This window comes from Mesorhizobium sp. M1A.F.Ca.ET.072.01.1.1, from assembly GCF_004023325.1.
In the GTDB taxonomy this organism is placed as follows: domain Bacteria; phylum Pseudomonadota; class Alphaproteobacteria; order Rhizobiales; family Rhizobiaceae; genus Mesorhizobium.
The window spans coordinates 16,746-36,636 of record NZ_RZSF01000017.1 but is presented as its reverse complement, the minus strand read 5'-3'; the positions used below and the strand labels follow the sequence as shown (position 1 = coordinate 36,636).

At 64.3% G+C, this 19,891-nt stretch carries 17 protein-coding genes; 8 read left to right on the top strand and 9 right to left on the bottom strand.

Going from position 1 to position 19,891, the window contains the following annotated elements; translation table 11 throughout:
* The first annotated feature begins 1 nt into the window (after nucleotide 1).
* On the top strand, nucleotides 2-1,468 hold the full coding sequence (locus EOA32_RS04720; protein WP_095782234.1) for a UdgX family uracil-DNA binding protein: 1,467 nt from the start codon (nucleotides 2-4) through the stop codon (nucleotides 1,466-1,468).
* A gap of 291 nt (nucleotides 1,469-1,759) precedes the next feature.
* Here the strand turns inward: EOA32_RS04720 and EOA32_RS04715 are convergent, their stop codons facing one another.
* The 4 genes from EOA32_RS04715 to EOA32_RS04700 form a co-directional block, all read right to left on the bottom strand.
* Nucleotides 1,760-3,019, bottom strand: a complete 1,260-nt coding sequence (locus tag EOA32_RS04715; RefSeq protein ID WP_128371009.1) for a glycerate kinase — start codon at nucleotides 3,017-3,019, stop codon at nucleotides 1,760-1,762.
* The gene (locus EOA32_RS04710; protein ID WP_066995935.1) at nucleotides 3,016-3,519 is read right to left on the bottom strand and encodes a heme-degrading domain-containing protein; all 504 of its coding nucleotides are present in this window, start codon (nucleotides 3,517-3,519) and stop codon (nucleotides 3,016-3,018) included. The genes EOA32_RS04715 and EOA32_RS04710 overlap by 4 nt, the downstream gene beginning before the upstream one ends.
* A 75-nt stretch (nucleotides 3,520-3,594) precedes the next feature.
* The gene (gene guaD / locus EOA32_RS04705; RefSeq protein ID WP_128371008.1) at nucleotides 3,595-4,908 is read right to left on the bottom strand and encodes a guanine deaminase; all 1,314 of its coding nucleotides are present in this window, start codon (nucleotides 4,906-4,908) and stop codon (nucleotides 3,595-3,597) included.
* A 2-nt stretch (nucleotides 4,909-4,910) separates the two neighbouring features.
* Nucleotides 4,911-6,137, bottom strand: coding sequence for a urate hydroxylase PuuD (locus EOA32_RS04700; protein ID WP_066995941.1), 1,227 nt, complete (start codon nucleotides 6,135-6,137; stop codon nucleotides 4,911-4,913).
* 151 nt (nucleotides 6,138-6,288) lie between these two features.
* On the opposite strand from EOA32_RS04700, the gene EOA32_RS04695 reads away from it, so the two are divergent.
* Nucleotides 6,289-7,209: a LysR family transcriptional regulator gene (locus EOA32_RS04695; RefSeq protein ID WP_066995946.1), complete on the top strand. Its 921-nt coding sequence runs from the start codon at nucleotides 6,289-6,291 to the stop codon at nucleotides 7,207-7,209.
* Between the two features lie 36 nt (nucleotides 7,210-7,245).
* Here EOA32_RS04695 and EOA32_RS04690 read toward each other — a convergent pair whose 3' ends face one another.
* On the bottom strand, nucleotides 7,246-8,082 hold the full coding sequence (locus tag EOA32_RS04690; protein WP_128371007.1) for a PhzF family phenazine biosynthesis protein: 837 nt from the start codon (nucleotides 8,080-8,082) through the stop codon (nucleotides 7,246-7,248).
* A 248-nt stretch (nucleotides 8,083-8,330) separates the two neighbouring features.
* On the opposite strand from EOA32_RS04690, the gene dps reads away from it, so the two are divergent.
* A complete protein-coding gene (gene dps, locus EOA32_RS04685) occupies nucleotides 8,331-8,819 on the top strand; it encodes a DNA starvation/stationary phase protection protein Dps (RefSeq protein WP_066995949.1) in 489 nt (162 codons plus the stop codon).
* 32 nt (nucleotides 8,820-8,851) lie between these two features.
* On the opposite strand, the gene xdhC is transcribed toward dps, so the two are convergent.
* From xdhC to uraH, 4 genes are all read right to left on the bottom strand, one after another.
* On the bottom strand, nucleotides 8,852-9,847 hold the full coding sequence (xdhC, locus tag EOA32_RS04680) for a xanthine dehydrogenase accessory protein XdhC (RefSeq protein ID WP_128371006.1): 996 nt from the start codon (nucleotides 9,845-9,847) through the stop codon (nucleotides 8,852-8,854).
* 62 nt (nucleotides 9,848-9,909) lie between these two features.
* Nucleotides 9,910-12,273 (bottom strand): xanthine dehydrogenase molybdopterin binding subunit, encoded by a 2,364-nt coding sequence (gene xdhB, locus EOA32_RS04675; protein ID WP_128371005.1) that lies wholly within the window; start codon nucleotides 12,271-12,273, stop codon nucleotides 9,910-9,912.
* On the bottom strand, nucleotides 12,273-13,751 hold the full coding sequence (xdhA, locus tag EOA32_RS04670) for a xanthine dehydrogenase small subunit (protein ID WP_128371004.1): 1,479 nt from the start codon (nucleotides 13,749-13,751) through the stop codon (nucleotides 12,273-12,275). The genes xdhB and xdhA overlap by 1 nt, the downstream gene beginning before the upstream one ends.
* Before the next feature lie 3 nt (nucleotides 13,752-13,754).
* The gene (uraH, locus tag EOA32_RS04665; RefSeq protein ID WP_066995957.1) at nucleotides 13,755-14,129 is read right to left on the bottom strand and encodes a hydroxyisourate hydrolase; all 375 of its coding nucleotides are present in this window, start codon (nucleotides 14,127-14,129) and stop codon (nucleotides 13,755-13,757) included.
* A gap of 176 nt (nucleotides 14,130-14,305) precedes the next feature.
* Between uraH and puuE the strand changes: the two genes are divergently transcribed.
* The 5 genes from puuE to EOA32_RS04640 all read left to right on the top strand — a co-directional run bounded on the left by puuE (nucleotide 14,306) and on the right by EOA32_RS04640 (nucleotide 19,771).
* Nucleotides 14,306-15,730, top strand: a complete 1,425-nt coding sequence (gene puuE, locus EOA32_RS04660; protein ID WP_128371003.1) for an allantoinase PuuE — start codon at nucleotides 14,306-14,308, stop codon at nucleotides 15,728-15,730.
* Nucleotides 15,731-15,740: 10 nt separating this feature from the next.
* Nucleotides 15,741-16,601, top strand: coding sequence for a bifunctional allantoicase/(S)-ureidoglycine aminohydrolase (locus EOA32_RS04655; RefSeq protein ID WP_128371002.1), 861 nt, complete (start codon nucleotides 15,741-15,743; stop codon nucleotides 16,599-16,601).
* Nucleotides 16,598-17,089 carry an ureidoglycolate lyase gene (locus EOA32_RS04650; protein ID WP_128371001.1) on the top strand — a complete coding sequence of 164 codons (492 nt, stop codon included), beginning with the start codon at nucleotides 16,598-16,600 and terminating at the stop codon, nucleotides 17,087-17,089. The genes EOA32_RS04655 and EOA32_RS04650 overlap by 4 nt, the downstream gene beginning before the upstream one ends.
* 19 nt (nucleotides 17,090-17,108) lie before the next feature.
* Entirely contained in the window at nucleotides 17,109-17,702 is a 594-nt protein-coding gene (locus tag EOA32_RS04645) for a nucleoside deaminase (RefSeq protein WP_066995970.1), read from the top strand.
* A gap of 83 nt (nucleotides 17,703-17,785) precedes the next feature.
* Nucleotides 17,786-19,771, top strand: coding sequence for a CocE/NonD family hydrolase (locus EOA32_RS04640; RefSeq protein ID WP_128371000.1), 1,986 nt, complete (start codon nucleotides 17,786-17,788; stop codon nucleotides 19,769-19,771).
* The last annotated feature ends 120 nt before the right edge of the window (nucleotides 19,772-19,891 follow it).

Below are 19,891 nucleotides of genomic sequence, written 5' to 3'. Positions count from 1 at the left end.
CATGGCACGGACCCAGCTCAGCCTCGCATCTCATCTCGTCCGGCTTGAAGGCGAGACCGATTTCGCCGGTTGGCGCGATGCGGCGCGCCGGCTGGCCACGAATGATATTCCGCCGGAAGACGTGGCTTGGCAGGTTGGCCACGACGATGATGATCGCGCCAACGATTTGCCGGCTTGCCGACAAGATGCGCGGCTTGTCGTGCCGCGCGACTTCATCGAACGCGCAGAGACGGTCATCTGTCATTCGGACCCCGAGCGTTTCAACTTCCTCTATCGGCTGCTCTGGCGGTTGCGCGTCGAACCGAAGCTGCTGTCGATCGCTTCCGACCCGGATATCCGCAGGCTCGAGTTCATGGAAAAGGCGGTTCGGCGCGACATTCACAAGATGCGCGCCTTCGTGCGCTTCCGGAAGATCGGCGACGGCGCGGAGGAACGTTATGTCGCCTGGTTCGAGCCCGACCATTTCATCGTCGAGCGCAATGCCGATTTCTTCGTGCGCCGCTTCGCCGGCATGCGCTGGACGATTCTAACGCCGCACGCCTCGGCCGACTGGGACGGCGAGCGGCTGTCGATCGGCCCAGGCGCCGGCAAGCGCGACGCGCCGGCAGAAGACGACGCCGAGACGCTGTGGCGGACCTATTTCGAGAATATCTTCAACCCGGCCCGCCTCAAGGTGAAGGCGATGCAGAAGGAGATGCCGAAGAAATATTGGCGGAACCTTCCCGAGGCCTCGCTCATTCCAGACCTGATAGCAGGAGCGGACAGAGCCGCGACAGCCATGATCGCCCGGATGCCAACCTCCCCAGCGCCGCACCACGCCAAAGTGAAGGCAAAACACTGGCCTTCGCCGGAGCCGGCGGATGTGGTGGCGCCCGAAAGTACGGATATTCCGGCATTGCGCGAAGAGGCGAGCGGTTGCCGGCGTTGCCCGCTCTGGCGCGATGCTACGCAAACCGTGTTCGGCGAGGGACCGGAGAATGCCGACGTGGTGTTTGTTGGAGAGCAGCCCGGCGACCAAGAGGACCTTGCCGGCAAGCCGTTCGTCGGGCCCGCGGGCAAGGTGTTCGACAGCATTTTGGACCAGGCCGAGATCGACCGCCGCAAGGTCTATGTGACCAATGCGGTGAAGCATTTCAAGTTCGAGCCGCGCGGCAAGAGGCGGATCCATTCAAAGCCCAATGCCGGCGAAATTCGTGCCTGCCGCTGGTGGCTCGACAAGGAACTTGACATCATCAAGCCAAATCTTGCGGTGGCGCTCGGCGCGACAGCAGCGCAGTCGCTGCTCGGCAAGGCGGTGCCGATCACCAGGATGCGCGGCGATGTCATCCAGCGCGAGGACGGCTTGCGCGTCTTTGTCACCATCCATCCCTCCTTCATCCTGCGCATCCGCGAGCACGAGGACAAGGAGGCCGAGAGGGAGCGGTTTCTCACCGATATGAAGAAGGTGAAGCAGTTGATGGCTGCTTGACCGATCTGCGCGCCTGAACGGGACTTGCGCGGACGGATGCTGTTGTACGAGTCGTGCGACTGGGGAGAATTGGGCGAGATGCCCGTCGCCTCGTCATCCACGGGCGAAGCAAGGAGCGGAGCGACGCGCGCGCAGACCCGAGGATCATTCCGTTACCTGCAGGCGTCGCAACGATGCACAATTCTGCTCCGCTGCATTCCATGCCCGAGGTCACGGAATGGATTCCAGGGTCTCCGCGACGGAGGTTCGCTCCTGCTTCGCCCTGGAATGACGACTTCAGCGTTTATTGCGCTACCGGACGAGTATCGCCCTTAGATCATTGACGTTGGTCCCGGTCGGACCGGGCACGAACAGATCGCCGACCGCGTTGAAGGCGGTCCAGGCATTGTTGCCGGCAAGCATAGCCTTGGCATCGACGCCTGCGGCACGCATGCGCGCCACGGTCGTGCCGTCGGCGAAGGCGCCGGCATTGTCCTCGGAGCCGTCGATGCCGTCGGTGTCCGCGGCTAAAGCATGGATGCCGCTGACCCCATCGATGCCGATGGCGAAGGCAAGCAGGAATTCGGAATTGCGGCCGCCCTTGCCTTTCGCCCGCAGCGTTACCGTCGTCTCGCCGCCGGAGAGAATCAGCATCGGCTTCTCGAAAGGCCGGTTACGGGTCGCCACCTCGCGGGCAACCGCGGCATGCACGCCGCCTACCTCGCGCGCCTCGCCCTCGATCGAATCCGACAGGATGACGGCCTCGATGCCCTGCCGCTTCGCTGCGGCGGCCGCGGCTTCCAGCGAGACGCCGGCCGAGGCGATGAGATGCACTTCATTGCCGGCAAAGACTGGATCGTTGGAGTGTGGCGCATCGGCTGCGGGAGACTGAATATGCGCCATGATCGCATCCGGCAGGCACATGCCGTAGGCGGCGATCGACGCCAGCGCATCCGCGCGGCTGCCGGTGTCGGGGACGGTCGGCCCCGAGGCCACCAGCGCCGGATTGTCGCCGGGAATGTCGGAGACGACCAGCGATACGACCCGGGCCGGATGAGCGGCGCCGGCCAGCCGTCCGCCCTTTATGGTCGAGACGTGCTTGCGGATGGTGTTCATCGCCGCGATCGGCGCGCCGGAAGCGAGCAGCGCCTCGTTGACGGCGATCTCGTCGGCAAGAGTCAGGCCGGGAGCGGGCGACGGCAGCAGCGCCGAGCCGCCGCCCGAAATCAGCGCCACGACCAGATCGTCCGCGGTCAATCCCCGCACTTTCTCCAGCAGCCGACGCGAGGCTTCGAGGCCGGCGGCGTCCGGCACCGGATGCGCCGCCTCGATGATCTCGATGCGCTCGCATTTTGCGCCATAGCCGTAGCGGGTCACGACCAGCCCATCGATCGGACCATCCCAGACCTTCTCGAAGGCCGCCGCCATCTGCGCCGAGCCCTTGCCGGCGCCGATAACGATGGTGCGGCCCTTCGGCTTTGCCGGCAAATGATTGCGGATCGTCTTTTCCGGATCGGCGGCGGCGACGGCGGCGTTGAAGATCGACGTAAGGAAAGTTTTTGGATCGGTCATTGCTCTTCCGGCGGCAACTTGAGCTTGCTCGCATCGACTCCGAGATGGGCGCAGAGCGCATCGACAACGACACCGTGGTCTTCTCGTTCGGGCAGACCGGAGACGGCGATGACACCGATCACGCCTGCACCCTTCACCGCGACGGGAAAGCCGCCGCCGGCCAGCACATAGTCGGCGATGTCGAGCGCTTCGCCGACCTTGAAGGTGCGGTCGGGTCGCTGCTGCTCCAGCACCATGCGATAGGTGCTTGTGAGATAGCGCTTGACGACATTGATCTTGCGCCGCGCCCAATCGGGGTTGGAGGCGTTGGAGCCCGGCATGGCGGCGTAGAATAGGGGACGGTCGAAGGTCCTGATGTCGACGATGATCGGCAAGTTTTCGTTGAGCGCCCGCTCCCTGATCGCCGCGCCTATCTGGAAGGCCACGGCCTCGTCGAAGGCCGGAAAGACCAGCGTGGCTTCCTGTTTCTTGATCAGAGCGATGTCGTCGGCGGCAGCCATGGCGTTTCCCCTGTCAATGTCGACGCACGCTTTGGCCGATGGCTGACGCGGGGTCAAGCGACGAGCACGTTTAATCTATGCGACAATCGCGCTCTTGGCCGGCCGGCCCGCCACATAGACCTCGCTCACGGCGCGGTCGTCGCCCAGCGTCTGCAGCAGGAAGAGCTCCTCCGCCAGGGTCTCCACCGTCTCCATCCTCAGCCGCATCGCCGGCGTGGCGTTGGCGTCCAGCACGACGATGTCGGCATCCGTGCCTTCTTCCAGCGTGCCGACTTTTTCGGCGACAGACAGCGCCTCGGCATTGCCGCGCGTCAGCTGCCAGAAGGACTGGAAGGGGTTCAGCTTCTCGCCATTCAGCGCGATGACTTTGTAGCCCTCGTCCATGGTCCGCAGCATCGAATAGTTGGTGCCGCCGCCGACATCGCTGGCGGCAGCGATCCTGAGCGGCTTTTCGCGACGGCGGTAGCGCTGGTAGTCGAACAGGCCGGAACCGAGGAAGAGATTGGAGGTCGGGCAGAACACCGCAATCGAACCCGATTGCGACAGCGCATCGGCTTCGCGCTCGGATAGATGGATGCAGTGGCCGAAAAGGCTCTTTTTGCCCAGCAGGCCGTAATGCTCATAGACGTCGGTGTAGTCGCGCGACCAGGGGTAGAGCTCCTGGGTGAAGGCGATCTCGGCGTGGTTTTCCGACAGATGCGTCTGCATGTGCAGATCGGGATGCTCACGGCAGAGCGCGCCGGCCATCTCCATCTGCTCGGGCGAGGAGGTGATGGCGAAGCGCGGGGTGATGGCATAGAGCTGGCGGCCCTTGCCGTGCCATTCGGCAATCAGCGCCTTGCTGTCGTCATAGCCGGTCTGGGGCGTGTCCAGCACGCCCTCCGGCGCATTGCGGTCCATCATCACCTTGCCGGCGATGTTGAGCATATTGCGGTCGTGCGATTCGGCGAAGAAGGCTTCGGCCGAAGATTTGTGCACCGAGCAATAGGCGACGACCGTCGTCGTGCCCTGGCGCAGCATCTCGTCGAGGAAGAGCCTGGCGATGCGGCGGCCATGCTGCGCGTTCGCGAATTTCGACTCCTCCGGAAAGGTGTATTTGTTCAGCCAGTCGAGCAGCTCGGCGCCGTAGGACGCGATGATCTGCATCTGCGGAACATGCACATGTGCGTCGATGAAGCCCGGCAGGATGAGATGCGGGCGATGATCGATCGTCTCGACGCCGGCGCCGGCGCGCTTGGCGATCTCGGCATACGGACCGGCGGCAATGATCTTGCCGTCGTCGATCAGCAGCCCGCCATCCTCCTCGTAGCGCCAGGCGGAATGGTCGTCGATTGCTTCGGGCCAGCGCAGGAAGGAGAGCGTGCGGCCGCGCAGGAGTTTCGAGGTCATGCTTACTTTCCGGCGCCTTCGAACCAGGCCACCAAAAGGGCCCGTTCCTGGTCGGTTATCTGAGTGACGTTGGCGGGCGGCATGGCATGCGCGCGGCCGGCCTGGAGGTAGATCTCCCGGGCATGCTCGGCGATGCGCGCGTCGGTGTCGAGCAACACGCCCTTCGGCGCATGGTAGATGCCTTCATAGGCCGGCTCTTCGGTATGGCACATCGAACAACGGCCGAGCACGGTGTCGCGCACGGCCGGAAAATGCGCCGAGGCGATGTAGACCTGGGCAGCAGCGGATGCGGCGGAGGTCTTGGGCTCCGCTGTCAGCACCTTGGGCACGGTCGACAGCCAGATGACGATCATGAACAGCACGGCGGCACCCAGCCAGGTCCAGGTCGGGTTGCCCTTCCTCGCGTGCACGGTGTTGAAATAGTGCCGGATCAGCACGCCGATGATGAAGACCAGCGAGGCGATGACCCAGTTGAACTGCGTGCCGAAGGCCAGCGGGTAGTGGTTCGACAGCATCAGAAACAGCACCGGCAAGGTCAGGTAGTTGTTGTGCAGCGAGCGCTGCTTGGCAATCTTGCCGTATTTCGGGTCCGGCTTGCGGCCGGCGATCAGGTCGGCGACGACGATCTTCTGGTTGGGGATGATGACCATGAAGACATTGGCCGACATGATCGTGGCGGTGATGGCGCCGAGATGCAGGAAAGCGGCGCGGCCGGTGAAGAGGTGGGTCAGCCCCCAGGCGATGAAGACGAGCACGCAGTAGAGCACCAGCATCAGGCCGGTATCGCTTTTGCCGAGCGGCGAGCGGCAGAGCAGGTCGTAGACGATCCAGCCGACGCCGATCGTTGCCAGCGACAAGAGGATGCCGACGGGCACCGAGATGTTGAGCACGTTGGGGTCGATCAGGAAGAGGTCGGCGCCGGCATAGTAGACCACGCAAAGCATGGCGAAGCCCGACAGCCAGGTGGCGTAGGATTCCCATTTGAACCAGGTCAGGTGCTCCGGCATTTCGGCCGGCGCCACGAGATATTTCTGGATGTGGTAGAAGCCGCCGCCATGCACCTGCCACTCCTCGCCGAAGGCGCCGGCGGGCAGGCCGGGACGCTGGCGCAGCCCGAGATCGAGGGCGACGAAATAGAAGGACGAGCCGATCCAGGCGATGCCGGTGATGACATGCAGCCAGCGGACGGCGAAGCTCAGCCAGTCCCAGAAAATCGCAAAATCCATCATCGAGTCGCCCCTGGGAAATCGTCCCTGCCGATCAGGCGACTTTACGGTCTGGAGCGCAAACGAAAAGAGGCGGGGCGCGCGATGACTTTCAAAAAAAAATGGAAAATACTAGGGTCGTCCCACGCAGCCATTTGAGAGCCACGACCGTCGCATGGCCTATCTCGACAATATCGCCGTCTTCGTCCGCGTCGTCGAGCTCGGCAATCTGTCGGCGGCCGGGCGCGACATGCGCATCTCGCCGGCGGTCGCCTCCAACCGCATCAAGGAGTTGGAGAAGCACCTCGGCGTGCGGCTGTTCAACCGCACCACGAGGCAGCTGATGCCGACCGAGCACGGCACGGTGTTCTACACCGGCGCCAAGCAGGTGCTGGACGCGATCACCGAGGCGGAGGCCGCGGTCGCAGCACTTTCCGGCCAGCCGCGCGGCACGATCAAGGTGACGGCGCCGCTCGGCCTCGGCCGGCGGCTGATCGCCTCGGGCATTCCGGATTTCCACGACAAATACCCCGATATCGAGGTGCGGCTGAGACTCTCCGACCACAATGTCGACATCATGAAGGAAGGCATCGACGTCGCCTTCCGGCTTGGCATCATCGAGGATTCCAGCCTTCGGATGCGCGGCATCATGGAATGCGAGCGCGTGCTGGTCGCGGCGCCGAAATACCTCGAGGCGCGCGGCGAGCCGGTCGAGCCGCAGGAACTGATCGGCAAGAAACATGATTGCCTGATGCTGCGCTATTCCGGCACGCGCGAATATGTCTGGACGCTGCAGACGCCGAACGGTCCGCAGAAATTCGAGGTGCATGGACCCTACGATACGGACGATGGCGATGTGCTGACAGGCTGGGCGCTGTCGGGGCGCGGCATCATCAACAAGCCGCGCTTCGAGGTCGAGCCGTTCATCCGCGACCAGCGGCTGAGAGTGATCCTGGCAAAGACGCCGCCGACGCCGGTCCAGTTCGCCGCCGTCTATCCGCACAAGAAGCTGCAGGATCCGAAGGTCCGCCTGCTGCTCGACTTCATGGCCGATCGCTGCCAGCGGCTGATCAAGGACATTCTTGCCGGCAAGTAGGCTGGCGGGCACGCGCCTTCGCGTGGGTGACCACACTCAGTCTTCGTCCATCAGGCGGGCCGTGCCGGATACCCGGATCGAGGTGCCGGGGGTGGGCGGAATATCGGCATGCAGCCGCGAGCGCATGCCCATATCCTCGCCCTGAACGATGTCGATCGCGCCGCCATGCGGCCAGCCAATGTCGCGCAGATAGCCGGCAAAGGCGGCGGCGGCGGCGCCGGTCGCCGGATCCTCATAGACGCCGCCGGAAGCGAAGGGATTGCGCGTGTGGAAGAGACGCGGCGCTTCGGCATAGGCGAGCAGGATCGTCACCAGTCCCTCGCGCCGCATCAGGGCCTGGCCCTGTTTCAGGTCATAGGCCATGGCGGCGAGCGCCTTGCGCGACTTCAAGGCCAGCACCAGATGGTCGGCCCCGCCATGAATCAGCGCGGGCGGAATAGCGGGATCGAGATCGCCCGGCTCGTAACCGAACAGATCAAGTGTCTCGCCGGCCAGCTCCGACGGGGCCGGCCGGCTGCGCGTCGGCGGCGACTGCAGGGCGGCGGCAAAGTTGGCGGCGTCGCGAAACCCTTCGACGGTGATGGCGGCCTGGTTCAGGAGCAGCTTGAAAATTCCGTCGCCGAACTTTCTAACGAGGGCCGCGCCGAGCGCGATGGTGGCGTGGCCGCAGAACGGCACTTCCGATTCGGGCGAAAAGTAGCGGACACGCCAGCCTTCCCCTTCACGTGCGGCAAAGGCGGTCTCGGAAAAGCCGACCTCTGCAGCGACGCGCTGCATGTCTGCGGCGTCGGGCAGAACCTCGCCAATCACCACGCCGGCCGGGTTGCCGCCGCTGTTGCCGTCCGAAAACGCCGCTATGGGCAAAACATCCATGTCGCTCGTCCCGTGTTCGTCATTCGTGTTCGTCAGGCGTGCAGAAAACACGGTTCAATCCGGTTTGGGAAACGAAGAAAGCGACGAGCAGCTGTGAGCATCAGTCATACCTTCGCCAGCTGTGCGCCCCTCGATCCGATGCGGAACGAAACCCGCTCCGTCCCCGTTCTGGCGATTGGCGGCTGCACGGCCGCCCTTCGAGACCAGTCCCCAGCTTTCGCAGCGACCCAGCGCCACAGGAGCCGACCATGGACGCCATCGTCACCAAGAACGACCTCAAATCCGACGCCAAGAAGGAATCGATCGATCTTCTCAATGCCAGGCTTGCCGATGCCATCGACCTAGCGCTGGTCACCAAGCAGGCGCACTGGAACGTCAAGGGACCGCAGTTCATCGCCATCCATGAGATGCTCGACGAATTCCGCGAGGAGATCGACGGCCATGTCGACATCATCGCAGAACGCGCCGTGCAGCTCGGCGGCACCGCGCACGGCACCTCGCAGGACGTGTCGAGGGCAACGAAGCTCCAGCCCTATCCAACCGACATCCACAAGACCAAGGATCATCTGGCGGCGCTGATCGACCGTTATGCCACGGCTGCCAGGCTGGCGCGTGAGGCGATCGACGAGGCGGACGACGCCGGCGATGCCGACACCGCCGACATCTTTACCGCCTACTCGCGTTCGCTCGACAAATTGCTGTGGTTCCTCGAAGCGCATACGCAGGAAAAAGAATAGCCGGCTCAGCGTTCCTCCGATGGCCGGGTAAATCAGCCGGCCATCGCCTTTTCGGGCGCGGCCGAAGCCTGGGCCGCATGCGACACCAGCGCCGTCATGATTTCGGCGGCGGCGAGCGCGGCGATCACCGGCGGGCGCTTGTCCTTCACGGTATTGCCGCCGATCGGCGAGACGAGACGGTTGAACTGCGCCTCGCTGCCCTCGTCGGACTTCAGGAACCAGTTCTTGAACGTCGCCTTCTTGGTCTTCGAGCCGATCATGCCCACATAGGCGGCGTCGTCGCGCTTGAGCGCCTCGGCGACGATCAGGAAATCGAGCGCATGGTCATGGGTGAGGATGGCGAAGGCCGATCCCGCCCGGGCTTCGCGCACCACCGCTTCGGGCATCGGCGTCAGCCGCGTCTCAACCGTTTCCGGCATGCCTTCCAGCGCATCGGCCCGCGTCTCGACGACCTCCACATGAATGGGCAGCAGCGCCAACGACGCGGCCAGCGCCTGGCCGACATGGCCGCCGCCAAAGACATAGACATGCGGCAGATGCGCCTCCTCGGCCTCGGCCTTGACGATCAGTTCCTGTTCGATCCTAGCGTCAACCAAGCGGATCAGCACCTCGACGCGGCCGCCGCAGCATTGGCCGATTTCAGGACCCAGTGGAACATCCAGGGTCGCGCAGGTTTCGTCGACCTCGATGCGGGCTTCCCTCCCCCTCGAGGGGAGGGTGGCGGCCAAGCCATCGGGTGGGGTCGCCGGCGCAGTGCTCGGCGCTCTCTCGCCTTCTGAGAGCACCCCCTCTGGCCGCTTCGCGGCCATCGCCCCCTCAAGGGGGGAGAAAAGCATCTGTCGCGCCTTGTCGATCGCCATGAATTCAAGCTGGCCGCCGCCGATGGTGCCGAAAATCGCCGATGGTGAGACGAGCATGAAGGCGCCGGCTTCGCGCGGGGTCGAGCCCTTGGTGGCCGCGACCTCGACGAGCGCGGCCCGGCCTGCCTGGCCGAGAAACGCCTTCAGGCTTTGCACTTTCGAGTTCATCGTCTGCATTTCCACCCAGGAAATATAGCGTTTCGCGCCTCGAATTGCACGTTTTGGCCCGTTCAGGCCGGCTTTGCGGCTTCCCGCTTCAGCCTTTCGATCGCCAACAGCACCCGTTCCGGCGTCGCCGGGGCGTCGAGGCGCGGGCAGATCCTGTGATCGGCGACACTCGCCACCGCGTCGGAGAGCGCATGCAGCACCGACATGCCGTGTGGCAGCGGCGGCTCGCCGACCGCCTTGGAGCGATGGATGGTCGGCTCGTAGGCCGACGACCAGTCGGTCAGCTTGACGTTGAAGATTTTTGGCCGGTCGGAAGCGAGCGGGATCTTGTAGGTCGACGGTGCATGCGTGCGCAGCCGGCCGCCGTTGTCCCACCAAAGCTCTTCCGTCGTCAGCCAGCCCATGCCCTGGATGAAGCCGCCCTCGACCTGGCCGAGGTCGATCGCGCGGTTCAGCGAGCGGCCGGCATCGTGCAGAATGTCGGTACGCTCGACGACATATTCGCCGGTCAGCGTATCGACCGAGACTTCCGAGCAGGCCGCGCCATAGGCGTAGTAGTAGAAGGCATGGCCGCGGCCCTTGCTGCGGTCCCAATGGATCTTCGGCGTCTTGTAGAAGCCAGCCGCCGAGAGCTGGACGCGGTTCATGTAGGCTTGCTTGACCAGATCGTTGAAGGCGATTTCCTGGTTGCCGATGCGCACCCGGTTGGGCAGGAACACGACCTGGTCGAGCGGCACCTGGTATTTTTCGGCCGCGAAATCGGTCAGCCGCTTGCGGATCTGCCGAGCGGCATCCTGCGCCGCCATGCCGTTGAGGTCGGCGCCGGAAGATGCCGCCGTCGGCGAGGTGTTCGGCACCTTGGCTGTGGTGGTGGCGGTGATCTTGACCCGGTCGAGATCGATCTGGAATTCCTCGGCGACGACCTGCGCCACCTTGAGATGCAGGCCCTGGCCCATTTCGGTGCCGCCATGGTTCATATGCACCGAGCCGTCGGCATAGACATGCACCAGGGCGCCGGCCTGGTTGGCCTCGGTCTTTGTGAAGGAAATGCCGAACTTGACCGGCGTCAGCGCCAGGCCGCGCTTGATGAAGCGGCTGTTGTTGTTGAAGGCGCTGATCTCGCGCCGCCGCCGCGCGTAATTGGCGCTGTCCTCCAGCTCCGCGACGATGCGGTGGATGATGTTGTCCTCGACCTTCTGGTGATAGGGCGTGAGGCAGCGTTCGCCGATCGCATCCATCGGGTCATAGAAATTGAGCTTGCGGATTGCGAGCGGATCCTTGCCGACCGCGAAGGCCACTTCGTCGATGACGCGCTCCGCGCCGACCATGCCTTGCGGGCCGCCAAAGCCGCGGAAAGCGGTGTTCGAGACCGTGTTGGTGAAAAGCGGCGCCGATTTCGCGTGCACCGCCGGATAGAAATAAGCGTTGTCGCAATGGAAGAGCGCCCGGTCGCCGACCGGACCGGACAGGTCGGCGGAGAAGCCGCAGCGCAGGGCATAGGTGAAATCGACGCCGAGGATGTTGCCCTCGTCGTCGAAGCCGACCTCGTAGTCGATGGCGAAATCATGCCGCTTGCCTGTGGCGGTCATGTCCTCGTCGCGGTCGAGCCTGATCTTCACCGCGCGCCCCAGCTTCTTGGCCGCGATGGCGGCTATGGCCGCGCATTGGTTGGCCTGCGTCTCCTTGCCGCCGAAGCCGCCGCCCATGCGGCGCACTTCCACCGTCACCGCATGGCTCGGCACGCCGAGCGCATGCGCAACCAGATGCTGCGTCTCGCTCGGCCCCTGCGTCGAGCAATAGACGATCACCTCGTCGTCCTCACCGGGGATCGCCAGCGAGACCTGGCCCTCGAGGTAGAAATGGTCCTGGCCGCCAAGCCACATGCGGTTCTTGATGCGGCGGGGTGCCGCCGCAATCGCCGCGGCCGCATCGCCGCGCTTCAGGATCAGCGGCGTGGTGACCTGCTTGTCCTTGACCGGGTCGAGGTCCCAGATGTCGATCACAGCCGGAAGCTCGTCATATTCGATCCTAGCCAGGCGTGCCGCGCGGCGCGCCGCCTCGCGTGTCTCGGCTACCACCGCAAAGATCGGCTGGCCGTAGAATTGCACCTTGTGCTCGGCGAGCACCGGATCGTCATGCATGTTGCTCGGCGACACGTCGTTCTCGCCGGGCACGTCGGCACATGTCAGCACATCGACGACGCCTGGCGCTGCGCGCACCGCCGACAGATCGATACTCTTCAGCGTGCCGTGCGCGACCTTGGCGAGGCCAAGGCCGACATGCAGCGTGCCGGCAGGCTCAGGCATGTCGTCGATATAGACGGCGGCGCCGCTGACATGCTTGTGCGCGGAATCGTGCCGCTGCTCGGTGGCGACGCCGCCGACGATTTTTTCGGCCTTGAGGTTGGGAGTGGCGTGCTTGTTCATCAGGCCGCCTCGTTGCGGGTCACTTGGAACGGCGCCCTGGTGCCGGTGGTTTCGACATAAAAGCGCAGCAAAAGATTCTTCGCCGCCAGCGCCCGATACTCGGCGGTTGCACGCATATCGGTAATTGGCGTGAAGTCGCTGGCGTATTCGGCCATCGCGGACTCGACACTCGCTTCGCTCCAGACTTTGCCGATAAGGGCGGTTTCAACCGCAGTCGCCCGCTTCGGCGTCGGCGCCATGCCGCCATAGGCGATACGGATATCCGCCACGGTGCCGTTCTTGGCCTCGGTCAGATAGAAGGCGCCGAGGGTAGCGGTAATGTCCTCGTCGCGGCGCTTGGTGACCTTGTAGACGGCAAATTTCGTGCCCTCTGCCGGCACGGGCACATGGACGGCCTCGACGAATTCGCCGGGCTGCCGATCCTGCTTGCCATAGGCAATGAAGAAGGTTTCGAGCGGGATCGTACGTCGGGCATTGCCCTTGCGGAGCGTTAGCCGCGCGCCGAGCGCGATCAGCGGCGGCGGCGTGTCGCCGATCGGCGAGCCATTGGCGATGTTGCCGCCGATGGTGCCCATGTTGCGCACCTGCTCGCCGCCGATGCGGTCGACCAGCGGTCCCAAGGCCGGGATACGCCTGGAAAGCGTTGCGAAGGCTTCGCTGTAAGTCACGCCGGCGCCAAACGTAATCACGCCATCGGTCTCCGAGATCGTGCGCAAGCCGTCGAGGCCACCGATGAAGATAGCCGGCGAAATGTCGCGCATATGCTTGGTGACCCACAGCCCGACATCGGTCGAGCCGGCAACGATGGTGGCGCCAGGCTCCTTCTCGAGCGCCATGGCGAAATCGTCGACGTCAGCCGGCACGATCAGCCGCTCCTTACCCGAACCGACCTCGACCCTGGCGCCGTCGCGCAGCGCTCCCAGCCGTGCAGTGATATCCTTGCGCTCCACTGCCAGCGGGTCCTTCGCCGCCTTGCCGTAGCTTGATATGGCGCGCGCGGCGCGCATGATCGCCTCGTAGCCGGTACAGCGGCAGAGATTGCCCTGCAGCGCCTTTTCGATCGCCGTGTCGGACGGGTTGGGCGTCTTCATCCACAGCGCATAGAGCGACATGACGAAGCCAGGCGTGCAGAAACCGCATTGCGAGCCATGGAAATCGACCATCGCCTGCTGCACGGGGTGAAGATGTTCGCCATTGCCGCGCAGATGCTCGACGGTGACGACATGGGTGCCGTCGAGCGAGCCCATGAAGCGGATGCAGGCATTGACGCTTTCATAGACCAGGCCCTCGACCGAGAGCTTGCCGACCAGCACCGTGCAGGCGCCGCAATCGCCCTCGGCACAGCCTTCCTTGGTGCCGCGCAGCGAGCGGTTCAACCGCAGCCAGTCGAGCAGGGTCGCGTCGGGGGCGATGTCGTTCAGCGCGACATCGGCGCCGTTCAGGATGAAGCGTATCTGGTTACGGGTCTTGTCGGCCATGTCTCAGCTCCCGCGATAGGTCGAGTAGCCGTACGGCGAGATCAAGAGCGGCACATGATAATGCCGCTCCTCCGCCATGCCGAAGCGGATCGGCACGGTGTCGAGGAAAGCCGGCTCCGGCAGGCTGGCGCCCTGCCCGCGCAGATAATCGCCGGCAGCGAAGACCAGCTCGTACTCGCCGGTGCGGAAGTCGGCGCCGGCAAGCAACGGCGCGTCGCAGCGGCCGTCATCATTGGTGGTGACGGTCTTCAAATGCGTGCGGGCCTGGCCTTCGAGGCGGAAAAGCCCGATCGAAAGGCCCTTTGCCGGCCTGCCGGTCGCGGTATCGAGGACATGGGTCGTCAGACGCCCGCCATCGGCTTTCGACGTTTCTGCCACTGGCCGCCTCCCATCCCAAGTAGTCGAACGTTTTCAGGTCAATTGTGCGCCAATTAAAGGCGATGCATAAGCCCCGGTCGAGCGGAGTGCGGCAAAAAGCACTTTCAAAAATTTTCGGGGGAATGCACGAGCACTCCTTTCGATATCTTCATCTCAACATTCGGGCAGGAGCGATCATGCGTTACGAACGGGACATGCGCGGTTACGGAGCCAATCCGCCGGACCCGAAATGGCCCGGCGGCGCCTATGTCGCGGTGCAGTTCGTCGTCAATTACGAGGAAGGCGGCGAGAACTGCGTGCTGCACGGCGACAAGGCTTCCGAAGCCTTCCTATCCGAGATTGTCGGCGCCGCCCCCTGGCTCGGCCAGCGCCATTGGAACATGGAATCGATCTATGAATACGGCGCCCGCGCCGGCTTCTGGCGGCTCTACCGGCTGTTCACGCAAGCTGAGGTGCCGGTGACCTGCTACGGCGTCGCCACGGCGCTGGCACGCTCCCCCGATCAGGTCGCGGCGATGCAGGAGGCCGGCTGGGAGATCGCCTCGCACGGGCTGAAATGGATCGACTACCGCGACCATAGCGCGGAGGACGAGCGACGCGACCTCGAAGAGACGATCCGTCTGCATTACGAAGTGACCGGCGCGCGGCCGACCGGCTGGTACACCGGCCGCACTTCCGTCAACACGGTGCGACTCGTCGCCGAGGAAGGCGGCTTCGATTACGTCTCCGACACCTATGACGACGAATTGCCCTACTGGTTCGACCGGGATGGTTTGGAGAAGCCGCAGCTCATCATCCCCTATACGCTCGACGCCAACGACATGCGCTTCGCCACGCCGCAGGGCTTCAATTCGGGCGACCAGTTCTTCGCCTATCTGAAGGACAGTTTCGACACGCTCTATGCGGAGGGCAAGGCGGGGCGGCCGCGCATGATGAACATCGGCCTGCATTGCCGGCTGATCGGCCGTCCGGGCCGCGTGGCGGCGCTGACGCGCTTCGTCGACTATGTGAAGTCGCATGACAGGGTGTGGTTGACCCGGCGCATCGATATCGCAAAACACTGGCGCGAGACGCACCCCTACCAGGCGCCGGCGCTGCGCCCGTCCCGGATGGAATTCGAGGAATTCGTGCATGCCTTCGGCGGGGTGTTCGAGCATTCGCCGTGGATCGCCGAGCGGGCCTACGAACTGGAGCTCGGCCCGGCCCATGACAGCGCCGGCGGCCTGCACAACGCGCTCTGCCGCGTCTTCCGCGCGGCGACCGAGGCCGAGCGGCTTTCCGTGCTCAACGCCCATCCCGACCTTGCCGGCAAGCTGGCGGCGGCCAAGCGGCTGACGGCGGAATCAGCCAAAGAACAGGCCTCCGCCGGGCTCGACGCGCTGACCGACAAGGAGCGCGAGCTGTTTTCGAAGCTCAACGCCGCCTATGTCACGACCTTCGGCTTTCCCTTCATCATCGCGGTCAAGGGCAAGACGAAGGACCAGATCCTGGCGGAGTTCGAGGCTCGCATCGGCAACAGCCGCAGCAATGAATTCGACACCGCGTGCAAACAAGTCGAGCGCATCGCGCTGCTTCGGCTCAAAGACATGCTTCCAAAATAGGCTTCAACACATGGACAAGATGAACATGGCCGAGCGAACCTATTACGCGCCGCATGGCGGCCATCCCGGTCAGCACGAGCTGTTGACCGGCCGCGCCGTCTTCACCGAAGCTTATGCGGTGATCCCCAAGGGCGTGATGCAGGACATCGTCACCAGCCCGCTGCCGTTCTGGGACAAGACAAGGGCCTGGATCATCGCAAGACCGCTTTCGGGCTTCGCCGAGACCTTTTCGCAGTACATCGTCGAGGTCCTGCCCGGCGGCGGCAGCGACCGGCCTGAGCTCGACCCCGAAGCCGAGGGCGTGCTGTTCGTGGTCGAGGGCGAGCTTACGGTCTCGCTTGCCGGCAAGAACCATGTGCTTCGCCCAGGCGGCTTCGCCTTCCTGCCGCCGGGCAGCGGCTGGACGGTGCGCAATGAGAGCAGCGGTGCGGTCCGCTTCCACTGGGTCCGCAAGGCCTATGAGGGGGTCGACGGCCTCGACGTTCCGGAAGCCTTCTTCAGCAGCGACAAGGAGGTCGAGCCGAGCCCGATGCCCGGCACGGGAGGCCACTGGGCGACGACGCGCTTCGTCGACCCGGCCGACATGCGCCACGATATGCATGTCACCATCGTCACGCTCAAGCCCGGCGCGGTCATTCCCTTCGCCGAGACCCATGTCATGGAGCATGGGCTCTATGTACTCGAAGGCAAGGCAGTCTATCGCCTCAATCAGGATTGGGTCGAGGTCGAGGCCGGCGACTTCATGTGGCTGCGCGCCTTCTGCCCGCAAGCCTGCTACGCCGGCGGTCCCGGGAATTTCCGCTACCTGCTCTACAAGGACGTCAACCGGCACGCCAAGCTTGGCGGCGCCCTTGGGGCTCGCGCGCGGTGACCCAAATCGTGGCCCAGCCGCTGACACGCGAAAACTTCGCGCCGTTTGGCGACGTGATCGATATGGGCGGCGAGAACCGCTACCCGATCAATGGCGGCAAGGCGATGCGCTACCACGATCTCGCCACCGCCGAGGCCACCGGCCCGAATGCCAAGGTGCTGATCTCGATGGTGCGCGGCACCCCCTACGAGATGCCGCTGAAACTGACCATGGTCGAGCGCCATCCGCTCGGCAGCCAGGCTTTCATTCCGCTGTCGCCGCGGCCCTTTCTGGTTGTCGTCTGCCATGACACTCTGGACGGCCCAGGCGAGCCGCACGCCTTCATCACCGCGCCCGGGCAGGGCATCAACTACCGGCGCAACCTCTGGCACGGCGTGCTAACGCCGATCGGCGAGGAACAGGACTTCCTCATCGTCGACCGTGGCGGCGACGGCGCCAACCTCGAAGAGTGCCATTTCTCGCACCCTTACGAGATCCATCTTCCCTGAAAGCTGCCAGTTTTTCCCGATGACAGACATTTCGCTGATCGACCGCCTGCTCGACGTTATCGAGCACGATATCGTGCCGAAGACCGCTGAAGGCGTTGCCCATGGCAACAAACTCTTCGGCGCCGCCATCCTGCGGAAAGACGACCGCTCGCTGGTGCTCGCCGAAACCAACAACGAAATCGAAAATCCGCTCTGGCATGGCGAGATGCACTGCCTGAAGCGATTTTACGAAATGCCCAGGGCCCAGCGCGTCGACACCAGGGATGCGCTGTTCCTGGCCACGCACGAGCCCTGCTCCCTGTGCCTGTCGGCAATCACCTGGACCGGCTTCGACAATTTCTACTACCTCTTCAGCCACGAGGACTCGCGCGACAGCTTCGCCATCCCGCATGACCTGAAGATCCTGAAGGAGGTCTTCACACTCGATCCCGGCGGCTACAACGCCGAGAACGCCTATTGGAAGAGCTTTTCCATACGCCGGCTGGTGCGCGCTTTGCCCGAGGCGGAACGCAGGCGGCTGGAGGCGCGCATTGCCAAGATCTCCGCACGCTATGACGCGCTGTCCGGCACATACCAGGCGAGCAAGGCCGACAACGACATTCCGCTGAACTGACGCTTTGAACTGACGCTTATTGACCAGCCGATTTCGCCGGCTGGCCCACGACGCCTCGGCGACGGTTCCATCATGTGCCTTTCATGAAAACCGTCACAGAATTCCCTCGCAAGGTCGTCGAATTTCCCGATATGGGCATCGTCATGCCGGATGGCTGCCGGCTGTCGGCGCGCATATGGATGCCTGAGGATGCCGGCGACAACCCGGTGCCGGCGGTCCTCGAGCATTTGCCCTACCGCAAGCGCGACGGCACCATCTTCCGCGATCAGCTGACGCATCCCTATTTCGCCGGACACGGCTATGCCTCGATCCGCGTCGACATGCGCGGCAACGGCGATTCCGAAGGGCTGATGGACGACGAATATTCCGAGCAGGAATTGCAGGATGCCTGCGACGTCATCGCCTGGGCGGCCGCGCAGCCCTGGTGCAACGGCAATGTCGGCATGATGGGCATATCCTGGGGCGGCTTCAACTGCCTGCAGGTCGCGGCAAAGCAGCCGCCGGCGCTGAAGGCGGTGATCAGCCTGTGCCCGACTGTCGACCGCTATGCCGACGACATCCACTACAAGGGCGGCTGCCTGCTGCTCGAGAATTTCGGCTGGGCCTCGACGATGCTCTCCTACTCGTCGCGGCCGCCGGATCCGGAAATCGCCGGCGGCAACCGCTGGCGCGATCTGTGGCTGAGCCGGCTGGAGAACCAGCCCTTTCTCGCGCCGCTGTGGCTCAGCCACCAGCATCGCGATGCTTACTGGAAACGCGGCTCGATCTGCGAGGACTTTTCAGCCGTTACGGCGGCAGTGCTGTCGATCGGCGGTTGGCATGACGGCTACCGCAACACGATCTCCAATCTGGTCACCAACATCCAGGCGCCGGTGAAGGGCATCGTCGGCCCCTGGATCCACAAATATCCGCATTACGCGGCACCCAATCCGGCCATCGGCTTCCTGCAGGAGGCGCTGCGCTGGTGGGACCGCTGGCTGAAGGGCGCGGCGACCGGCGTCGAGGCCGACCCGGACTACCGCGCCTATGTGATGGACAGCGTGCGTCCGGCCCGCTGGCATCCCGAACGGTCAGGCCGCTGGGTTGCGGAACAGCAATGGCCCTCGCCCGACATCAAGGTCAAGGCAACCGAGCTCATTGCCGAAGGCGCCGGACCGGCAATCGTCGCCTCGCCGCAAAGTTGCGGGCTTGCGGGCGGCGAGTATTTTCCCTTCACCTTCGGTCCGGAACTGCCGGGCGACCAGCGCCCCGACGACGCGCTTTCGGTATGCTTCGACCAGGTCGAACTCGAGGAGGCGATCGACATCGTCGGCGCGCCGGAAGTCGAAGTACGGGTTGCCTCGGACCGCCGCCAGGCCAACATCGCGGTGCGTCTCTGTGACGTGCATCCGGACGGCGCCTCGGAGCTGATCTCCTATGGCGTGCTCAACCTCACCCACCGCAACTCGCACGAGTTCCCGGAAGCGCTGGTGCCAGGCGAGACGGTCTCGGCACGCGTCGTGCTCGATCAGTGCGCCTACCGGGTGCCGGCCGGGCACCGCCTGCGGGTCGCCGTCTCGACCGCCTACTGGCCGATGATCTGGCCTTCGCCGGAGCCGGCGACGCTCGAACTGTCGGCAGCGACGCTCAAGCTGCCGCTGCGTCCGCCGGCGACGGCCGACGAGCTCTCGTTTCCCGAACCGGAAGGGGCTACGCCCTGGGCGACCGAGACGATCAGGCCGACCAATTCCGAACGGCATATCCACCGCAACGAAAAGACCGGCGTCGTCACGCTTGCCGTAACGGACGATTTCGGCGAGGTGCGCGACCTGGAGCACGGGCTGGTCCACGGCAGCATGGTCGGGGAGACATGGGCGATCCAACCCGACGATCCGCTGTCGGCGACGGGCAGCACGCATTGGACGCAGACATTGTCGCGAAATGAATGGTCGGTGCGGACCGAGACCTTCGCCGAGATGCGCTCGGACGCGCAAGACTTCATCCTCAGCGCCAGAATCGAGGCCTATGAGGGCGAAAAACTGGTGTTCGAGCGCGATTTCAAACAGACGATTCCCCGCGCTCTCGTGTGAGCGCTGACAAGATTGGTCCAAATGCGACGCGCCATTTACGCCACGGCATGTCGCATTCGGTCTTGCTTACAGCTTTCCGTTGCGCTCATTATCCCTCACAAGAACAAGAACCGACCACAT

Coding starts and splice junctions, on each gene's coding strand:
- EOA32_RS04720 (WP_095782234.1), top strand. CDS start 2: ATGGCACGGACCCAGCTCAGCCTCGCATCTCATCTCGTCCGGCTTGAA.
- EOA32_RS04715 (WP_128371009.1), bottom strand. CDS start 3,019: ATGACCGATCCAAAAACTTTCCTTACGTCGATCTTCAACGCCGCCGTC.
- EOA32_RS04710 (WP_066995935.1), bottom strand. CDS start 3,519: ATGGCTGCCGCCGACGACATCGCTCTGATCAAGAAACAGGAAGCCACG.
- guaD (WP_128371008.1), bottom strand. CDS start 4,908: ATGACCTCGAAACTCCTGCGCGGCCGCACGCTCTCCTTCCTGCGCTGG.
- EOA32_RS04700 (WP_066995941.1), bottom strand. CDS start 6,137: ATGATGGATTTTGCGATTTTCTGGGACTGGCTGAGCTTCGCCGTCCGC.
- EOA32_RS04695 (WP_066995946.1), top strand. CDS start 6,289: ATGGCCTATCTCGACAATATCGCCGTCTTCGTCCGCGTCGTCGAGCTC.
- EOA32_RS04690 (WP_128371007.1), bottom strand. CDS start 8,082: ATGGATGTTTTGCCCATAGCGGCGTTTTCGGACGGCAACAGCGGCGGC.
- dps (WP_066995949.1), top strand. CDS start 8,331: ATGGACGCCATCGTCACCAAGAACGACCTCAAATCCGACGCCAAGAAG.
- xdhC (WP_128371006.1), bottom strand. CDS start 9,847: ATGAACTCGAAAGTGCAAAGCCTGAAGGCGTTTCTCGGCCAGGCAGGC.
- xdhB (WP_128371005.1), bottom strand. CDS start 12,273: ATGAACAAGCACGCCACTCCCAACCTCAAGGCCGAAAAAATCGTCGGC.
- xdhA (WP_128371004.1), bottom strand. CDS start 13,751: ATGGCCGACAAGACCCGTAACCAGATACGCTTCATCCTGAACGGCGCC.
- puuE (WP_128371003.1), top strand. CDS start 14,306: ATGCGTTACGAACGGGACATGCGCGGTTACGGAGCCAATCCGCCGGAC.
- EOA32_RS04655 (WP_128371002.1), top strand. CDS start 15,741: ATGGACAAGATGAACATGGCCGAGCGAACCTATTACGCGCCGCATGGC.
- EOA32_RS04645 (WP_066995970.1), top strand. CDS start 17,109: ATGACAGACATTTCGCTGATCGACCGCCTGCTCGACGTTATCGAGCAC.
- EOA32_RS04640 (WP_128371000.1), top strand. CDS start 17,786: ATGAAAACCGTCACAGAATTCCCTCGCAAGGTCGTCGAATTTCCCGAT.